Below are 16,008 nucleotides of genomic sequence, written 5' to 3' on the forward strand. Positions count from 1 at the left end.
CATGGCCACCATCAAAGACGTTGCCGCCCTCGCGGGCATTTCCTACACCACGGTGTCGCACGTTCTGAACCGCACTCGTCCGGTGAGTGACGGGGTGCGCAAGAAAGTGGAAGAGGCGATTGCACAACTGGACTACGTGCCCAGTGCCGTCGCCCGTTCGCTGAAAGCCAAATCCACGGCCACCATCGGCCTGTTGATTCCCAACGGCATCAACCCGTACTTCGCCGAACTGGCCCGCGGCATCGAGGACTACTGCGAACGCAATGGCTTCTGCGTGATCCTCTGCAACTCCGATGACGACCTGGACAAGCAACGCAACTACCTGCGTGTGTTGCTGGAAAAGCGTGTGGACGGCCTGATCGTGTCGTCAGTGGGCGGTGACGACGGCCTGGTCGACAGCCTGGCGGCGGTCCGCACACCCTTGGTGATCGTCGACCGGGATCTGGAAAACATTACTGCGGACCTGGTGCGCATCGACCACGAACTGGGCGCTTATCTGGCGACCTCGCACCTTCTGCAACTGGGTCACCGTCACATCGCCTGCATCTGCGGCCCTGCCCAGACCAGCGTCGCGCGCATGCGTCTGGCCGGGTACCGGCGGGCGATGCAGGAGGCTGCTGTCGCGGTACAGGACAGTTGGATCGTCGAAAGCGACTTCACCGGCCCCAGTGGCTATCGGGCGGCCTGTCAGTTGCTGGAGACCGATCGCCCGACTGCGATTTTCGCCGCCAACGACATGGTCGGCATCGGCGTGTTGCGCGCGGCGGCCGAGCGCAACGTCAAGGTACCGGCAGATCTGTCGGTGGTGGGTTTCGACGACATCCAGATGAGCCAGTTCGTCTATCCAGCGCTGACCACTGTGGGGCAGTCGATCCTGCAGTTGGGCGAGCGTGCCGCTGAAGTCTTGCTGCGCCGGATTTCCGCGCGCGGCGAGGCGCCGCCGGTGCAGCAGGCGATTGTCGCGCCGAGCATGGTGGTGCGCGAGTCCACGGCGCCGCCGACCAACGCATTCAACGAGTTTCGCTGAACCGGCCCCGGGCCGGATTGAAGAGTATTGACGTCATGCAAGCAAAAGTAGTGATAGTGGGCAGCCTGAACATGGATCTGGTGACCCGTGCGCCGCGCCTGCCTCGCGCCGGGGAAACCCTGGCCGGGCAATCGTTCGTCACGGTGCCGGGCGGCAAGGGTGCCAACCAGGCCGTGGCGGCCGCGCGCCTGGGGGCGAGCGTGGCGATGGTCGGCTGTGTCGGTGGCGACGCCTATGGCGAGCAGTTGCGCGCTGCGCTGCTGGCCGAAGGCATCGATTGCCAGGCCGTGACTGCCGTCGCCGACGAGTCGACCGGAGTTGCCTTGATCGTGGTCGATGACAGCAGCCAGAATGCTATCGTCATCGTCGCGGGCGGCAACGGGCATGTCAGTGCCGAGGTGGTCGACCGCTTCGATAGTCTGCTGCAGCAGGCCGAGGTGATCATCTGCCAGCTGGAAGTGCCGGAGGCCACCGTGGGCCATGTGCTCAAGCGCGGGCGCGAGCTGGGCAAGACGGTGATCCTCAACCCGGCGCCTGCCACCGGGCCGTTGCCGAACCAATGGTATGGGTGGATCGATTACCTGATCCCCAACGAAAGCGAAGCGACGATGCTCACCGGCCTGCCGGTCGACAGCGTGGCCAGCGCCGAAGCGGCCGCCAATGCGCTGCTGGCCCAAGGCGTCGGCAAGGTGCTGGTGACGCTGGGCGAGCAGGGCGCGCTGTTCGCCAGCAATGGCCGCAGCGAGCACTTTCCGGCCCCTAAAGTGAAGGCCGTGGACACCACCGCAGCGGGCGACACCTTTGTCGGCGGTTTTGCAGCGGCGCTGGCCGACGGAAAATCCGAGTCCGACGCGATACGTTTCGGACAGATCGCAGCGGCCCTGTCTGTCACCCGTTCGGGTGCACAGCCCTCCATTCCGACCCTCTCCGAAGTGCGGAGTTACAAGCCATGAAAAAGACTCCGTTGTTGAACATTGCCCTGTCGCGGGTCATCGCATCCTTGGGCCACGGCGACGTGCTGATGATCGTCGACGCCGGCATGCCGGTGCCGCCCGGAGTGGAACTGATCGACTTGGCCCTGACCCGCGGCGTTCCCGATTTTGTCAGCGTGCTGGATACCGTACTGGCGGAAATGCAGGTGGAAAGCCATGTGCTGGCCGAGGAAATCCGCCTCAAGCAGCCACCGGCGTTGAGCGTTCTCGACCGGTTGAATGCCGAAGGTGCCCTGGGTGAGCAGCGTGTGGTCAGCCACGAGGCGCTCAAGCAGTTGAGCCGCACTGCCCGCGCCATCGTGCGCACGGGGGAGTGCCAGCCTTACACCAATATCGCCCTGGTGGCGGGCGTGGTCTTCTGATCGCGTCGTTTCGACTCATACCCATGAAACAGGGAGTTTCACATGCAAAAAAGCCGTCCTTTCCTTCTCGATCTGCTTCGGAGCATCGCACTGTTGGCCCTTTTCTCTGCCACTGCGGCCCAGGCTGCCGAACGACGTGATCTGATCATCGACACCGACCCGGGCGCCGATGATGTGGTGGCGTTGCTACTGGCGCTGGCATCCAAGGATGAACTCAACGTTCTGGCCATCACCACCGTCGCCGGCAACGTGCGCATCGACAAGACCTCGCGCAATGCGCGCCTGGCTCGCGAGTGGGCAGGGCGTGAAGAGGTGCCGGTCTACGCGGGTGCCGGGCGGCCGCTGGTACGTCCGCCGATTTACGCCGAGAACATCCACGGCAAGGAAGGCTTGCCGGGCGTTGAGGTGCACGAGCCGAAGAAGGGGCTGGCCAAGGGCAACGCCGTGCAGTATCTGGTCGACACCCTGAGCAAGGCCGCGCCACACAGCATCACCGTCGCCATGCTCGGGCCGCAGACCAATCTGGCGCTGGCACTGATCCAGGCCCCTGAAATTACCCAGGGCATCAAGGAAGTGGTGGTCATGGGCGGCGCGCATTTCAACGGCGGCAACATCACGCCGGTGGCCGAGTTCAACCTGTACGCCGACCCCGATGCCGCCAAGGTGGTACTCGCCAGCGGCGTGAAACTCACGTACGTACCGCTGGACGTGACCCACAAGATTCTCACCAGCGAACAGCGCCTCAAACAGATCGAAGCGCTGAACAACAATGCGGGCAAGTTGGTGGGCGACATTCTCAACGAGTACGTCAAGGCCGACATGGTGCACTACGGCTTGCCTGGCGGGCCGGTGCACGACGCCAGCGTCATCGCCTGGCTGCTCAAGCCCGAGCTGTTCACCGGCAAGCAGATCAACGTGGTCATCGACAGTCGCGAAGGGCCGGGCTTTGGCCAGACCGTCGCCGACTGGTACGACACCCTGGGCCAGCCCAAGAACGTGTTCTGGATCGAGAACGGCGACGCGCAAGGGTTCTTCGATCTGTTGACCGAGCGTTTGGCGCGTTTGAAGTGATCTGCAGGCTAAACGCCGTTCCAGGCTTTACTGAAGAGAACTGATCCAAAGGCAGGTGCTGGCAGCATTGGCTAACGTTTTGTGACGATTTGCCTGCCCGGGCAGAGGACCTGCTCGGGCAAACTGCCAGCCTTTCTGGCGCAGCCAGCCGCCGGGGTTTGCCGCCAAGGGTGAAACCAAGCGGGCGAGGTGCTGTCGCAGAGGTTCTGGTTCATGTAAATACAAGGAGGCTGTATGCCCTGGAAATACGCATCATCGGGTCTGGTTCTGGTAGCAGCACTGCTGGCAGGTTGTAGCACGACATCCGAATCGTCGAAGCCCACCGAAGGCAGCGCCACTACCGAAACCGGTCATTCCCGCTGTGATGCAGCCGCCGCGCAGTTCGCGGTTGGCAAACCGGCCACGCCAGCCTTGCTGGAACAGGCGCGGGTGAAGGCGGGCGCGCAGACGGCCCGGGTGCTGGGCCCCAACGACATGATCACCATGGAGTACCGCTCCGATCGCCTGAACCTCAATACCGACCAGGCCGCCACGGTCAATCGCGTCAACTGCGGCTGAGCCGTTTTGCAGGCATAAAAAACCCCGTCAGTGACGGGGTTTTTTCAGCGCGCTCGGATTACTCCGGGCGAACCTGAGCGGCTTGCATGCCCTTTTGGCCTTTCTCAGCCACGAAGGAAACGGTCTGGCCTTCTTTCAGGCTTTTGAAACCGTCAGCTTCGATAGCCTTGAAGTGTACGAACAGGTCGTCGCCGCCACCCTGTGGAGTGATAAAGCCGAAGCCTTTTTCATCGTTGAACCATTTTACGGTGCCGGTTTGGCGATTAGACATGGTGTATCTCCAAAAACATGATATTCAGTAGTGCTGTGCTGCTCAGGCCAACTGGGCACACGCGGGCTATCATAGTCGAATTGTGTGAAGGCTGGACTTTTTCAGCGAGAACTTTGCGCCAATGCCGCAAATAGATACGTCGAATTGATTTGCCCTTGCCCTGTTTCTGGCCGAATCAGATTGTGTTCGGCGCTCTTCTGAAACGTCTGAAGCCCGCGAATATCGCGGGCTTCAGCATTTTGCTGGAAAATTTTCAGTGCGCCACGGGGAGCGTATGTGTAGCGCAGTGTAAATTTTTTATTTTTTGCCCTTCAGGCAGTTTTGCGCCACCGCATTTTGCAGGCGAGAGGTCATTTCGGTAGTAGGAGGCGTCGTTTTGTCATTCAGCGAAGCGATCTCCTTGTCCGAGAAGTTCTTGTCGATCTGCTGGGCGCCGCACTCGCAATGGGCCTTGACGGCGGCAGCGTTCATTCCCTGATTGTTCTGGGTGGCCGCGGCCGTGCATTCGCTCATGTAGGTGGCCCTGGTCTTGGCGTCCATGGCAGCGTGAGCGCTGAGCGGCAGCGCCAGGGCGATTGGGGCGAGGAGGGCGGCAACACGTAGAAGCTTCATGGTTGATTCCTTTTGTCGGTGGGACCTGCGTTGGCGCAAGTCTTTAACGGGCCTCGGTAAATCTGACGACAAGGAATCGTCCCAGTTCAGTGATCGGCGTTTTCTCACAGCATTTGCAGAAAAGATTATTGATCCAGAGCGCTCCCTTTACCGTCGCCAAGCGGGCTGGCTGTGCTAGGATGCGCGTCCTGCAGAGTTCTAGCGGCTTGCGCAGCCAGGTTCGTGCCTGGGCAACAGATTTCGATTTCGTACATTCCAGTCACTCTGGTTCGGTCAAACGGTTGGCCCTCGGGCTCCTGCCACTGTGAGGCAGGTACACCACCGAATCGCGTACTGGCTCTATCCCAACCCACGTGACCTTTGGTAGGGGTCACCACTAGGAGAGGAGGCGCCATGCCAACCATTACTCTTCCCGACGGCAGTCAACGTTCTTTCGATCACCCGGTTTCCGTAGCCGAGATCGCCGCATCCATTGGCGCAGGCCTGGCCAAGGCAACCCTTGCCGGCAAGGTCAATGGCCAACTGGTCGACGCCAGTGACGTCATCGACGCCGACGCGACCCTGCAGATCATCACCTCGAAAGATCAGGAAGGCGTGGAAATCATCCGCCACTCCTGCGCGCACCTGGTGGGCCACGCAGTCAAGCAGCTGTACCCGACCGCGAAGATGGTCATCGGTCCGGTGATCGAGGACGGCTTCTACTACGATATCGCCTACGAGCGCCCGTTCACGCCGGATGACCTGGCGGCGATCGAGCAGCGCATGCAGCAGCTGATCGAGAAAGATTACGACGTCATCAAGAAGGTCACTCCGCGCGCTGAAGTGATCGAAGTGTTCAAGGCCCGTGGCGAAGACTACAAGCTGCGCCTGGTCGAGGACATGCCGGACGAGAAGGCCATGGGCCTGTACTACCACGAAGAATACGTCGACATGTGCCGCGGTCCGCACGTGCCGAACACCCGTTTCCTCAAGTCGTTCAAGCTGACCAAACTGTCTGGCGCCTACTGGCGCGGCGACGCGAAGAACGAGCAGCTACAGCGTGTCTACGGCACCGCCTGGGCTGACAAGAAGCAACTGGCGGCCTACATCCAGCGCATCGAAGAAGCCGAGAAGCGCGATCACCGCAAGATCGGCAAGCAGCTCGACCTGTTCCACCTGCAGGAAGAAGCGCCGGGCATGGTCTTCTGGCACGCCAATGGCTGGACCGTTTATCAGGTGCTCGAGCAGTACATGCGCAAGGTGCAGCGCGAGAACGGCTACCAGGAAATCAAGACCCCGCAAGTGGTCGACCGTATTCTCTGGGAACGTTCCGGCCACTGGACCAACTACGCCGAGAACATGTTCACCACTTCGTCGGAAAGCCGCGACTACGCCGTCAAGCCGATGAACTGCCCGTGCCACGTGCAGGTGTTCAACCAGGGCCTGAAGTCCTACCGCGACCTGCCGCTGCGTCTGGCCGAGTTCGGTGCCTGCCACCGCAACGAGCCGTCGGGTGCCTTGCACGGCATCATGCGCGTGCGTGGCTTCGTGCAGGACGACGCGCACATCTTCTGCACCGAAGATCAGGTGAAGAAAGAAGCGGCCGACTTCATCAAACTCACCCTGGACGTCTACAAGGACTTCGGCTTCTCCGATATCGCTATGAAGCTGTCCACTCGTCCGGCCAAGCGTGTCGGTTCCGAAGAACTGTGGGATCGCGCTGAAGGTGCATTGGCTGACGCACTGAATGACTCGGGCCTGGAGTGGGAATACCAGCCGGGCGAGGGCGCGTTCTACGGTCCGAAGATCGAGTTCACTCTGCGCGACTGCCTGGGCCGTAACTGGCAGTGCGGCACCCTGCAGTACGACCCGAACCTGCCGGAGCGCCTGGACGCCAGCTACGTGGCCGAAGATAACAACCGCAAGCGCCCGGTCATGCTGCACCGCGCGATCCTCGGTTCGTTCGAACGCTTCATCGGCATGCTGATCGAGCACTATGCCGGCGTTTTCCCTGCCTGGCTGGCGCCGACTCAGGCGGTGATCATGAACATCACCGACAAGCAGGCCGACTTCGCCCTCGAGGTCGAAAAAAATCTCAATGAAAGCGGGTTCCGTGCCAAGTCTGACTTGAGAAATGAAAAAATTGGCTTTAAAATCCGCGAGCATACTTTGCTCAAGGTTCCTTATCTCCTCGTCATCGGGGATCGGGAGGTTGAGACGCAAACTGTCGCTGTGCGTACCCGTGAAGGCGCAGACCTTGGCTCCATGCCGGTCGCCCAGTTCTCGGCGCTGCTCGCGCAAGCGGTTTCCCGGCGTGGTCGCCAAGATTTGGAGTAATTATTATTAAGCGTGAAATGAGACAAGATAAACGAGCTGCACCGAAGGCCCCGATCAACGAGAATATCTCGGCACGCGAGGTTCGGTTAATTGGCGCTGACGGCGAGCAGATTGGCATCGTCTCGATTGATGAAGCGCTTCGTATAGCTGAAGAAGCGAAGTTGGATCTGGTGGAAATCTCCGCAGACGCCCAGCCACCTGTCTGTAAGGTGATGGACTACGGCAAGCACCTCTTCGAGAAGAAGAAGCAGGCCAGCGAAGCGAAGAAGAACCAGAAGCAGATTCAGATTAAAGAAATCAAGTTTCGTCCAGGGACGGAGGAAGGGGATTACCAGGTAAAACTACGCAACCTGGTACGTTTCCTGAGTGACGGGGACAGGGCCAAGATTTCCTTGAGATTTCGCGGTCGTGAGATGGCCCACCAGGAGCTGGGGATGGAGTTGTTGAAGCGGGTCGAGGCTGACCTGACTGAATACGGCTCGGTCGAACAGCATCCTAAGATGGAAGGACGCCAGCTGATCATGGTCATCGCCCCGAAAAGAAAGAAATAACCTCCAGGGCACGGCAGGCCTTGCGGTTATGTTTATCAACTGAATGCGGAGTATCCGAACATGCCAAAGATGAAAACCAAAAGTGGTGCAGCTAAGCGGTTTCTGAAAACCGCGAATGGCATCAAGCACAAGCACGCTTTCAAGAGCCACATCCTGACCAAAATGTCGACCAAGCGTAAGCGTCAACTGCGCGGTAGCAGCCTGCTGCACGCATCTGACGTGGCAAAAGTCGAGCGCATGCTGCGCCTTCGTTAATTTTGATCAAAGATAGAGGAAGTTACTCATGGCTCGTGTAAAGCGTGGCGTCATTGCCCGTAAGCGTCACAAAAAAATTCTGAAACTTGCTAAAGGCTACTACGGCGCACGCTCCCGCGTGTTCCGCGTTGCCAAGCAAGCGGTAATCAAGGCAGGCCAATACGCCTACCGCGACCGTCGTCAGAAAAAACGTCAGTTCCGCGCTCTGTGGATCGCTCGTATCAACGCTGGTGCTCGCATCAACGGCCTGTCCTACAGCCGTCTGATCGCTGGCCTGAAAAAAGCGTCGATCGAAATCGACCGTAAGGTTCTGGCTGATCTGGCAGTGAACGAAAAAGCGGCGTTTGCTGCGATTGTCGAGAAAGCTAAAGCCTCGCTGGCCTAAGTCCCCGGCAATCACCGGACCCTTCGGGGTTCGGTGTTAAACGTCATGGATAGGGGAAGAGCCTTGTAAGCTCTTCCCCTATTTCGTATCTGGAGTCTGTACATGGAAAACCTGGACGCGCTGGTCTCTCAAGCACTTGAGGCTGTGCAAAGCGCCGAAGATATCAATGCCCTGGAGCAAATCCGGGTCCACTACCTCGGCAAGAAAGGCGAATTGACTCAGGTGATGAAGACCCTGGGCAACCTGCCGCCTGAAGAGCGCCCGCAGGTCGGCGCCCTGATCAACGTTGCCAAGGAGCGTGTCACAGAGGTTCTCAATGCGCGCAAGGCGTCGTTCGAGGAAGCGGATCTTGCCGCCAAACTCGCCGCCGAGTCGATTGACGTGACCCTGCCTGGCCGCGGACAGACCACTGGCGGTCTGCACCCGGTCACCCGGACTCTGGAACGTATCGAACAGTTCTTCACCCACATCGGCTACGGCATCGCCGAAGGCCCCGAGGTCGAAGACGACTATCACAACTTCGAGGCGCTCAACATCCCAGGCCACCACCCGGCCCGGTCGATGCACGACACCTTCTATTTCAACGCCAACATGCTGCTGCGCACCCACACCTCGCCGGTACAGGTCCGCACCATGGAAGCGAACAAGCCGCCGATCCGCATCGTCTGCCCAGGCCGTGTGTATCGCAGCGACTCCGATATCACTCACTCCCCGATGTTCCACCAGGTCGAAGGCCTGCTGGTCGACCGCGATATCAACTTCGCCGACCTGAAGGGCACCATCGAGGAGTTCCTGCGCGTGTTCTTCGAAAAAGAACTCGCGGTGCGTTTCCGCCCGTCCTACTTCCCGTTCACCGAGCCTTCGGCCGAAGTGGACATGGAATGCGTGATGTGCAGCGGCAAGGGCTGCCGTGTCTGCAAACAGACCGGCTGGCTGGAAGTCATGGGTTGCGGCATGGTGCACCCGAACGTGCTGCGCATGTCCGGCATCGACCCTGAAGAGTTCCAGGGCTTTGCCTTCGGCATGGGGGCCGAGCGTCTGGCCATGCTGCGTTATGGCGTCAATGACTTGCGCCTGTTCTTCGACAACGACCTGAGGTTCCTGGCGCAATTCCGCTAGGGCTCACCCACGTCAAATCATTAGGAGAACAGCATGAAATTCAGCGAACAATGGTTGCGTGGCTGGGTCAGCCCGCAAGTTTCCCGCGACGAGCTGGTGGCTCGTCTGTCGATGGCCGGCCTTGAGGTCGATAGCGTCACCCCGGCTGCCGGCGTCTTCAGCGGCGTGGTGGTCGGCGAAGTCCTGAGCACCGAACAGCACCCGGATGCCGACAAGCTGCGGGTCTGCCAGGTCAGCAACGGTTCGGAAACCTTCCAGGTGGTCTGCGGCGCGCCAAACGTGCGCCCGGGCCTGAAGATTCCGTTCGCCATGATCGGCGCCGAGCTGCCGGGCGACTTCAAGATCAAGAAGGCCAAGCTGCGCGGCATCGAGTCCAACGGCATGCTCTGCTCTCAGGCCGAGCTGCAAGTGGGCGAGGGTAACGATGGCTTGATGGAGCTGCCTGCCGACGCACCGGTTGGTGAGGATTTCCGCGCCTGGCTTGAGCTGGACGATGTCAGTATCGAGGTCGATCTGACGCCCAACCGTGGCGACTGCCTGTCGGTTGCGGGCCTGGCCCGTGAAGTCGGCGCCCTGTACGACGCCAAGGTGACTCGCCCGCAAGTGGCGGCGGTCCCTGCGGTCCACGACGAAGTGCGCCCGGTCGAAGTGCTGGCGCCAGCTGCCTGCCCGCGTTACCTGGGTCGTGTCATTCGCAACGTCGACCTGTCGCGCCCGACCCCGCTGTGGATGGTCGAGCGCCTGCGTCGCTCCGAAGTGCGCAGCATTGACTCCGCCGTCGACATCACCAACTACGTGATGCTCGAACTGGGCCAGCCGCTGCACGCTTTCGACCTCGCCGAAATCAACGGCGGCATTCGTGTGCGCATGGCAGAAGAAGGCGAGAAACTGGTGCTGCTGGACGGCCAGGAAGTCAGCCTGCGCGCCGACACTCTGGTCATTGCCGACCATCAACGCGCACTGGCGATTGCCGGTGTCATGGGTGGCGAGCACAGCGGCGTCAACACCGCGAGCACCCGCGACATCTTCCTGGAAAGCGCTTTCTTCGACCAGATCGCGGTCGCCGGCAAGGCCCGTTCCTACGGCCTGCACACCGACGCCTCGCACCGCTACGAGCGTGGCGTGGACTGGCAACTGGCCCGTGAAGCCATAGAGCGCGCCACTGGCCTGCTGCTGGAAATCACCGGCGGCGAAGCCGGCCCGGTCATCGAAACCGTCAGCGAGCAGCACCTGCCTTCAATTGCGCCGGTCACCCTGCGCGCCGAGCGCATCGAGCAAATGCTCGGCATGAAGATGGAAGCGTCCGAGGTCGAGCGCCTGCTGGCCGGTCTGGGCCTTGCGGTGTCCGCGCAAGCGGCGGGTGAGTGGCGCGTCGAAGTGCCAAGCCATCGCTTCGACATTTCCCTGGAAGTCGACCTGATCGAAGAACTGGCCCGTCTGTACGGCTACAACCGCCTGCCGGTTCGTTATCCGCAGGCGCGTCTGGCGCCGCAAGCCCGTGCCGAAGCGAAAGGTGATCTGCCTGCGCTGCGTCGTCTGCTGGTCGCTCGCGGCTATCAGGAAGCAATTACTTACAGTTTCATCGACCAGAAGTGGTTCGAGCTGTTCAGCCCGGGCGTCGAGCCTCTGCTGCTGGCCAACCCGATCTCGGCAGACATGGCGGCCATGCGCTCGTCCTTGTGGCCGGGCCTGGTCAAGGCGCTGCAGCACAACCTCAACCGCCAGCAGGACCGCGTGCGCCTGTTCGAAAGTGGCCTGCGTTTCGTGGGGCAACTGGAAGGTTTGCAACAACAGCCTATGCTGGCAGGTGTGATCTGCGGCAGCCGTCTGCCGGAAGGTTGGGCACAGGGCCGCGACGCCGTGGACTTCTTCGACGTCAAGGCCGACGTCGAGGCAGTACTGGGCTTCGCCGGAGCGCTGGATGATTTCCGTTTCGTACCGGGCAAGCATCCTGCGCTGCACCCTGGCCAGACGGCCCGCATCGAGCGCGATGGCCGCGAAGTCGGTTACATCGGCGCACTGCATCCGGAGCTGGCCAAGACCCTGGGTCTGGACCGTTCGGTGTTCGTGTTCGAGCTGGTGCTGGCGGAAGTGGTGGAAGGGCGTCTGCCGAAATTCCACGAATTGTCGCGCTTCCCTGAAGTGCGTCGCGACCTGGCGCTGCTGGCCGATCGCGAGGTTGCGGCCACTGCCGTGATGGATGTAATTCGTGAAAATGCAGGGCAATGGCTCACAGACCTCAGCCTGTTTGATGTTTATCAGGGTAAAGGCATTGATCCGCATAGAAAAAGCCTTGCCGTTGGCTTGACCTGGCAACATCCATCGCGCACTCTTACTGACGATGAGGTAAATGCTTCGACGCAGCAAATTCTCACCTCGCTCGAGGAAAGGTTAAACGCCACGTTAAGGAAGTAGCGTATGGGGGCTCTGACGAAAGCTGAGATGGCCGAACGTCTGTACGAAGAGCTAGGCCTGAATAAACGAGAAGCCAAGGAACTGGTTGAGCTGTTCTTTGAGGAGATCAGGCACGCTCTGGAGGATAACGAGCAGGTCAAATTGTCCGGATTCGGCAATTTCGACCTGCGAGATAAACGCCAGCGACCGGGTCGAAATCCCAAGACAGGGGAAGAAATTCCGATTACGGCTCGCCGTGTGGTCACCTTTCGCCCAGGGCAGAAACTGAAGGCCCGAGTTGAGGCTTATGCTGGAACCAAGTCATAACGACGAGCTACCGCCCATTCCCGGCAAACGCTACTTCACCATTGGTGAGGTCAGTGAGCTCTGCGCGGTAAAACCGCACGTTTTGCGCTACTGGGAACAGGAATTTCCTCAGCTCAACCCGGTCAAGCGCCGCGGGAATCGCCGGTATTATCAGCGCCAGGACGTGCTGATGATCCGGCAGATCCGCGCGCTCCTCTACGATCAGGGCTTCACCATCGGCGGGGCGCGTCTGCGACTTTCCAGTGATGAGGTCAAGGATGATTCCCTGCAGTACAAGCAGCTGATTCGGCAGATGATTGCCGAACTGGAAGATGTGCTGGTGGTGCTGCGCAACTGATGCAGCTTCATCAAAATACTTCCATGTTTCAAAAGCTTAGGGTATATTCCTCAACGCTTTCACAAGAAGCGAAACAGATACACGCCTAGTCGGGGCGTAGCGCAGTCCGGTAGCGCACTAGCATGGGGTGCTAGGGGTCGAGTGTTCGAATCACTCCGTCCCGACCATATATTTCAATGATTTGGCCCAATCTTTTCAGGTTGGGCTTTTTCATGCGTGGGGACTTTTGCGGGGGGGCATCCCGTTTTCCTCTTCAAGATCGTCAGTGCCGGTCCTCGCGAATCCGTGGCTGGCACCTTGTTCGCTTCCTCAATCAATCGTCCAGGCTCTGCGGTAGAACAGTGACGGGTGACGCTGCCGCTCTTGTGGCCAAGCGATGCGTTCCGGTCCTCCAGTGATACGCCCTGACCCGCGCCTTCATCCAGGCCAACCCATTTTGCAGGCAACGGGTATCTAATATCTTTGGGGCCAGCCTTGAAACGCCCGTTAGCTGGGGCTATTGACCTTACTCAGCCGAGTGGTGGGATCCGAAGTCAGTTTCCGTTCAGCGTGCACCCGGTGGCGACCTCGCAAGGGCGCCACACGTGTTTCTATGGACCTGGGAAAAATTGATTTCAGGCCAACTTTTTCGAAGAGTGCCGCTGAACAACGCCGCGAGACAGTCGATCCAGCAACAATGCGATGGCAACAATGGCAAGGCCTGCACGCAGCCCCAGCCCCATCTCCATCCGAGACAACCCTCGTGTTACCTCCGCTCCGAGGCCACCGGCACCTACCAGACCTGCCAGTACAACCATGGCCAATGACATGAGAATGCATTGGTTCAAACCAACCAATAGCGTGGGTGCGGCAGTCGGCAGCTCGATTTTGAACATGATATCCCGAGGAGACGCGCCAGAAGCCTGGCCCAGCTCTAGCAAGTCTTTCGGTAATTGCTTGAATGCTAATGACGTGAGCCTGAGCATCGGAGGAATGCCGTACACAATGGTGGCGATGATCGCCGGAACCCGCCCGAGGCTGAACAGCATCACAGCAGGAATCAGGTAGACCCACGGTGGCACTGTTTGCATGATGTTGAGGATCGGAAGAATGACGTCATCAACCTTTTTCACGCGGGCAGCGAGGACTCCCAGGGGGAAGGCAATCGAAACAGAAATCAGCACTGCCACGCACACCAGCGCGATGGTCTGCATGGACGCAACCCATAGCCCGGAGCACAGGCAGAACGCCAACATCGCAAGCGCGAAAACTGCGACCTTTTTGTTGATCCAGATCACCGCCACCGCCACGACTATAGCGATGAACAAATAGGGGGGTGGGGCTAACAACGCCTTCTCCACCCAACTGAGCAGAAACCCAACGGCGACGCTGATCGCGTTGAAAAAGCCATGCAAATGGGTGTTAAGCCAGTCCACAGCCGGCGCTAAATACTGACCAGGGGAGAATTGCAGAGTCATTGGGCTGTACCTGTGCGTGTCTTGGCCATCGCTTGCGCCAATCGATCCAAAATCAGCGTAAGCACTACGATGGCGATGGATGCATTGATCGATTTGGCGATGTCCAGCGTTCGTATGGCGCCGTAGATCGCTTCGCCTAGCCCACCCGATCCGACGATGCCGGCGATAACGACCATCCCAAATGCCATCATCAGGCTTTGGTTGATGCCCGCCATGATGCTGGGCAATGCGAAAGGCAAACGGATCTTGAAAAACATCTGCATTGCGCTTACGCCGCTCGCGTCACCTAGCTCAATGAACTCTTTCGGAGTCATCCGAATACCCAATGATGTGAGGCGCATAGCGGGTGGCAGCGCGACGATGAACGTCGCCAACAGCGCGGTCGAAGGCCCATATCCCAGAAGCGCAATCGCCGGCAAGAGGTAGATATAAGGTGGCATCGTTTGAAGCAGATCAAGAAACGGATCGACCACCCGATCAAATGAAGGTGTCAGACCTGCAACGACCCCGAGTGGTATTGCGACTATGAGCGCCAACACCGTTGAGCTCATCACCAACGCGAGTGTGCTGACCGTTTCTGGCCATAGCCCCATGAAGTCCGTGAATGCGAGCGCAACAGCTGTAGCCACTGCGAACCTCGTTCCGACCATCTTCCATCCCATGGCTGCCAGTACGACAATCAGCGCATAGTGCGGAGGCGTTGCAACGCACCACAAGATGGCTTTATAGATTCCGGTCAGCCACTCATTGATCGCGTCGAAGACAAACGAGCCTTGGTCTGAAAGCCATTCAAGAGCCGTGTTTACGGCTCCGTCGAAGCCTTCGGAAAAGTCTGGCGTGTTCATACCGCTGTCTCCAACTGGGATGCCAAAGGAGAGAGAAACTCGTTGGGGATCCCCTGTACGCCACGGAGCAGGTCTCGCAACGTAATCACGCCTATTACCGTGCCGTTGTCAGCCACTGCAACAGCATCTCTGTTCGATTTCATGGCGAGTTCAATGAGCTGATTGATATCAGCATCCGGTGAGGCCTTTGCGAGCTTCGAAAGGTCGAGTCCGGAGTTGCCGGCCACAAAAGTTTGCACTGGGGTCATCACAGAGTGAGCCTTGATCAGATGCAACCGCGAAATGCCCGCGACGAACTCTTCCACGTAGTCGTCCGCTGGGTTGAGCACGATCTCTTCTGCCGTACCTACCTGAATGATCACACCGTCCTTCATGATCGCGATGCGATCACCGATTCTGATGGCTTCCTCCAGGTCATGGGTGATGAAGACTGCTGACTTGCCCAGCTCTTTGGTTAGCTGTCGGAATTCATCCTGGAGTTGTCGGCGAATCAGCGGATCGAGCGCACTGAACGGCTCGTCCATGAGGATCACTTCTGGGTCTGCGGCAAGCGCGCGAGCCAGGCCGACGCGCTGTTGCATCCCCCCAGAGAGCTCGCTTGGATAGCGATGAACCCACTCACTCAGGCCGACCTTGGCTAACGCTTCCTGAGCAGTTTTGAGCCGCTCAGATTTCGGCACACCTTGTACTTCCAGACCAAATGCGGTGTTCTCCAAGACTGTGCGGTTGGGTAAGAGCGCAACGCTCTGGAACACCATTCCGATGTCCCGAGCTCGGACGGTTCGCAAGTCCTTCGCGTTGAGGCTTGAGAGGTCACGTCCTTTGACCATGACCTTGCCGGAGCTCGGAGTGATGAGTTTGTTCAATAGCCGAATCAGCGTTGATTTACCGCTGCCAGACAATCCCATGATGCAAAAGATCTCACCACGGCGAACCTCAAGGTTTACGTCCGACACACCTACAACGCAACTGTAGTCCTGGAGAATCTGCTTCTTACTATGGCCTTTTTCGACGACTGCTTTCATTGCGGCAGAGGAGTTATCGCCGAATATTTTCCATACTGACTGACAGCTCACCAGCACTTCGTTCACGTTTGAATTTGGAGTAGTCATAGCAATCCCATTGAAGC

18 protein-coding genes, 1 tRNA gene and 1 pseudogene are annotated in these 16,008 nt (G+C 59.2%); 14 read left to right on the forward strand and 6 right to left on the reverse strand.

Features of this window, described 5'->3' with window-relative positions; all coding sequences use genetic code 11:
• Position 1: 1 nt before the first annotated feature.
• From AC1MEK_RS13470 to AC1MEK_RS13490, 5 genes are all read left to right on the forward strand, one after another.
• Positions 2-1,027, forward strand: coding sequence for a LacI family DNA-binding transcriptional regulator (locus tag AC1MEK_RS13470; RefSeq protein WP_480396784.1), 1,026 nt, complete (start codon positions 2-4; stop codon positions 1,025-1,027).
• Between the two features lie 35 nt (positions 1,028-1,062).
• The gene (gene rbsK / locus AC1MEK_RS13475; RefSeq protein WP_480396785.1) at positions 1,063-1,980 is read left to right on the forward strand and encodes a ribokinase; all 918 of its coding nucleotides are present in this window, start codon (positions 1,063-1,065) and stop codon (positions 1,978-1,980) included.
• Complete coding sequence (gene rbsD, locus AC1MEK_RS13480) at positions 1,977-2,381, forward strand: D-ribose pyranase (RefSeq protein WP_480396786.1); 405 nt, start codon at positions 1,977-1,979, stop codon at positions 2,379-2,381. The genes rbsK and rbsD overlap by 4 nt, the downstream gene beginning before the upstream one ends.
• Before the next feature lie 42 nt (positions 2,382-2,423).
• Positions 2,424-3,452 (forward strand): nucleoside hydrolase, encoded by a 1,029-nt coding sequence (locus AC1MEK_RS13485; RefSeq protein WP_480396787.1) that lies wholly within the window; start codon positions 2,424-2,426, stop codon positions 3,450-3,452.
• Between the two features lie 234 nt (positions 3,453-3,686).
• Positions 3,687-4,010, forward strand: a complete 324-nt coding sequence (locus AC1MEK_RS13490; RefSeq protein WP_480396788.1) for an I78 family peptidase inhibitor — start codon at positions 3,687-3,689, stop codon at positions 4,008-4,010.
• A gap of 58 nt (positions 4,011-4,068) precedes the next feature.
• On the opposite strand, the gene AC1MEK_RS13495 is transcribed toward AC1MEK_RS13490, so the two are convergent.
• Both AC1MEK_RS13495 and AC1MEK_RS13500 read right to left on the reverse strand, forming a co-directional pair.
• Positions 4,069-4,281: a cold-shock protein gene (locus AC1MEK_RS13495; protein ID WP_017904083.1), complete on the reverse strand. Its 213-nt coding sequence runs from the start codon at positions 4,279-4,281 to the stop codon at positions 4,069-4,071.
• Positions 4,282-4,578: 297 nt separating this feature from the next.
• Positions 4,579-4,893 carry a hypothetical protein gene (locus AC1MEK_RS13500; protein WP_480396789.1) on the reverse strand — a complete coding sequence of 105 codons (315 nt, stop codon included), beginning with the start codon at positions 4,891-4,893 and terminating at the stop codon, positions 4,579-4,581.
• Between the two features lie 393 nt (positions 4,894-5,286).
• Here AC1MEK_RS13500 and thrS point away from each other — a divergent pair, with 393 nt between their 5' ends.
• The 9 genes from thrS to AC1MEK_RS13545 all read left to right on the forward strand — a co-directional run bounded on the left by thrS (position 5,287) and on the right by AC1MEK_RS13545 (position 12,744).
• Positions 5,287-7,209 carry a threonine--tRNA ligase gene (gene thrS / locus AC1MEK_RS13505; protein ID WP_480396790.1) on the forward strand — a complete coding sequence of 641 codons (1,923 nt, stop codon included), beginning with the start codon at positions 5,287-5,289 and terminating at the stop codon, positions 7,207-7,209.
• Positions 7,209-7,760, forward strand: coding sequence for a translation initiation factor IF-3 (gene infC, locus AC1MEK_RS13510; RefSeq protein ID WP_480397022.1), 552 nt, complete (start codon positions 7,209-7,211; stop codon positions 7,758-7,760). Before thrS ends, infC begins: the two co-directional genes overlap by 1 nt.
• A gap of 60 nt (positions 7,761-7,820) precedes the next feature.
• Entirely contained in the window at positions 7,821-8,015 is a 195-nt protein-coding gene (gene rpmI, locus AC1MEK_RS13515) for a 50S ribosomal protein L35 (RefSeq protein WP_027620572.1), read from the forward strand.
• Between the two features lie 28 nt (positions 8,016-8,043).
• A complete protein-coding gene (rplT, locus tag AC1MEK_RS13520; RefSeq protein WP_010222414.1) occupies positions 8,044-8,400 on the forward strand; it encodes a 50S ribosomal protein L20 in 357 nt (118 codons plus the stop codon).
• Between the two features lie 102 nt (positions 8,401-8,502).
• The gene (gene pheS / locus AC1MEK_RS13525) at positions 8,503-9,519 is read left to right on the forward strand and encodes a phenylalanine--tRNA ligase subunit alpha (protein ID WP_480396791.1); all 1,017 of its coding nucleotides are present in this window, start codon (positions 8,503-8,505) and stop codon (positions 9,517-9,519) included.
• A 33-nt stretch (positions 9,520-9,552) separates the two neighbouring features.
• A complete protein-coding gene (gene pheT, locus AC1MEK_RS13530; RefSeq protein WP_480396792.1) occupies positions 9,553-11,934 on the forward strand; it encodes a phenylalanine--tRNA ligase subunit beta in 2,382 nt (793 codons plus the stop codon).
• Positions 11,935-11,937: 3 nt separating this feature from the next.
• A complete protein-coding gene (ihfA, locus tag AC1MEK_RS13535) occupies positions 11,938-12,240 on the forward strand; it encodes an integration host factor subunit alpha (RefSeq protein ID WP_002553164.1) in 303 nt (100 codons plus the stop codon).
• Positions 12,221-12,577: a MerR family transcriptional regulator gene (locus AC1MEK_RS13540; RefSeq protein WP_480396793.1), complete on the forward strand. Its 357-nt coding sequence runs from the start codon at positions 12,221-12,223 to the stop codon at positions 12,575-12,577. Before ihfA ends, AC1MEK_RS13540 begins: the two co-directional genes overlap by 20 nt.
• Before the next feature lie 90 nt (positions 12,578-12,667).
• A tRNA-Pro gene (locus AC1MEK_RS13545) sits at positions 12,668-12,744 on the forward strand.
• A gap of 72 nt (positions 12,745-12,816) precedes the next feature.
• Here AC1MEK_RS13545 and AC1MEK_RS13550 read toward each other — a convergent pair.
• The 4 genes and pseudogenes from AC1MEK_RS13550 to AC1MEK_RS13565 form a co-directional block, all read right to left on the reverse strand.
• Positions 12,817-12,981 (reverse strand): annotated as a pseudogene (locus AC1MEK_RS13550) (tyrosine-type recombinase/integrase); the annotation flags it as partial.
• Between the two features lie 210 nt (positions 12,982-13,191).
• Positions 13,192-14,034 carry an ABC transporter permease gene (locus tag AC1MEK_RS13555; protein WP_480396794.1) on the reverse strand — a complete coding sequence of 281 codons (843 nt, stop codon included), beginning with the start codon at positions 14,032-14,034 and terminating at the stop codon, positions 13,192-13,194.
• A complete protein-coding gene (locus tag AC1MEK_RS13560) occupies positions 14,031-14,879 on the reverse strand; it encodes an ABC transporter permease (RefSeq protein WP_480396795.1) in 849 nt (282 codons plus the stop codon). Before AC1MEK_RS13560 ends, AC1MEK_RS13555 begins: the two co-directional genes overlap by 4 nt.
• The gene (locus AC1MEK_RS13565) at positions 14,876-15,991 is read right to left on the reverse strand and encodes a quaternary amine ABC transporter ATP-binding protein (RefSeq protein ID WP_480396796.1); all 1,116 of its coding nucleotides are present in this window, start codon (positions 15,989-15,991) and stop codon (positions 14,876-14,878) included. The genes AC1MEK_RS13560 and AC1MEK_RS13565 overlap by 4 nt, the downstream gene beginning before the upstream one ends.
• Between the last annotated feature and the right edge of the window lie 17 nt (positions 15,992-16,008).

The sequence above is a fragment of the Pseudomonas sp. 2 genome, assembly GCF_056627435.1.

Excerpts from the sequence above, each read along its gene's own strand:
- ihfA (WP_002553164.1), top strand. The coding sequence starts at position 11,938 with ATGGGGGCTCTGACGAAAGCTGAGATGGCCGAACGTCTGTACGAAGAG.
- thrS (WP_480396790.1), top strand. The coding sequence starts at position 5,287 with ATGCCAACCATTACTCTTCCCGACGGCAGTCAACGTTCTTTCGATCAC.
- rbsD (WP_480396786.1), top strand. The coding sequence starts at position 1,977 with ATGAAAAAGACTCCGTTGTTGAACATTGCCCTGTCGCGGGTCATCGCA.
- AC1MEK_RS13500 (WP_480396789.1), bottom strand. The coding sequence starts at position 4,893 with ATGAAGCTTCTACGTGTTGCCGCCCTCCTCGCCCCAATCGCCCTGGCG.
- AC1MEK_RS13540 (WP_480396793.1), top strand. The coding sequence starts at position 12,221 with ATGCTGGAACCAAGTCATAACGACGAGCTACCGCCCATTCCCGGCAAA.
- AC1MEK_RS13485 (WP_480396787.1), top strand. The coding sequence starts at position 2,424 with ATGCAAAAAAGCCGTCCTTTCCTTCTCGATCTGCTTCGGAGCATCGCA.
- pheT (WP_480396792.1), top strand. The coding sequence starts at position 9,553 with ATGAAATTCAGCGAACAATGGTTGCGTGGCTGGGTCAGCCCGCAAGTT.
- AC1MEK_RS13495 (WP_017904083.1), bottom strand. The coding sequence starts at position 4,281 with ATGTCTAATCGCCAAACCGGCACCGTAAAATGGTTCAACGATGAAAAA.
- AC1MEK_RS13490 (WP_480396788.1), top strand. The coding sequence starts at position 3,687 with ATGCCCTGGAAATACGCATCATCGGGTCTGGTTCTGGTAGCAGCACTG.
- rbsK (WP_480396785.1), top strand. The coding sequence starts at position 1,063 with ATGCAAGCAAAAGTAGTGATAGTGGGCAGCCTGAACATGGATCTGGTG.
- rpmI (WP_027620572.1), top strand. The coding sequence starts at position 7,821 with ATGCCAAAGATGAAAACCAAAAGTGGTGCAGCTAAGCGGTTTCTGAAA.
- AC1MEK_RS13555 (WP_480396794.1), bottom strand. The coding sequence starts at position 14,034 with ATGACTCTGCAATTCTCCCCTGGTCAGTATTTAGCGCCGGCTGTGGAC.
- AC1MEK_RS13470 (WP_480396784.1), top strand. The coding sequence starts at position 2 with ATGGCCACCATCAAAGACGTTGCCGCCCTCGCGGGCATTTCCTACACC.
- AC1MEK_RS13560 (WP_480396795.1), bottom strand. The coding sequence starts at position 14,879 with ATGAACACGCCAGACTTTTCCGAAGGCTTCGACGGAGCCGTAAACACG.
- rplT (WP_010222414.1), top strand. The coding sequence starts at position 8,044 with ATGGCTCGTGTAAAGCGTGGCGTCATTGCCCGTAAGCGTCACAAAAAA.
- pheS (WP_480396791.1), top strand. The coding sequence starts at position 8,503 with ATGGAAAACCTGGACGCGCTGGTCTCTCAAGCACTTGAGGCTGTGCAA.
- AC1MEK_RS13565 (WP_480396796.1), bottom strand. The coding sequence starts at position 15,991 with ATGACTACTCCAAATTCAAACGTGAACGAAGTGCTGGTGAGCTGTCAG.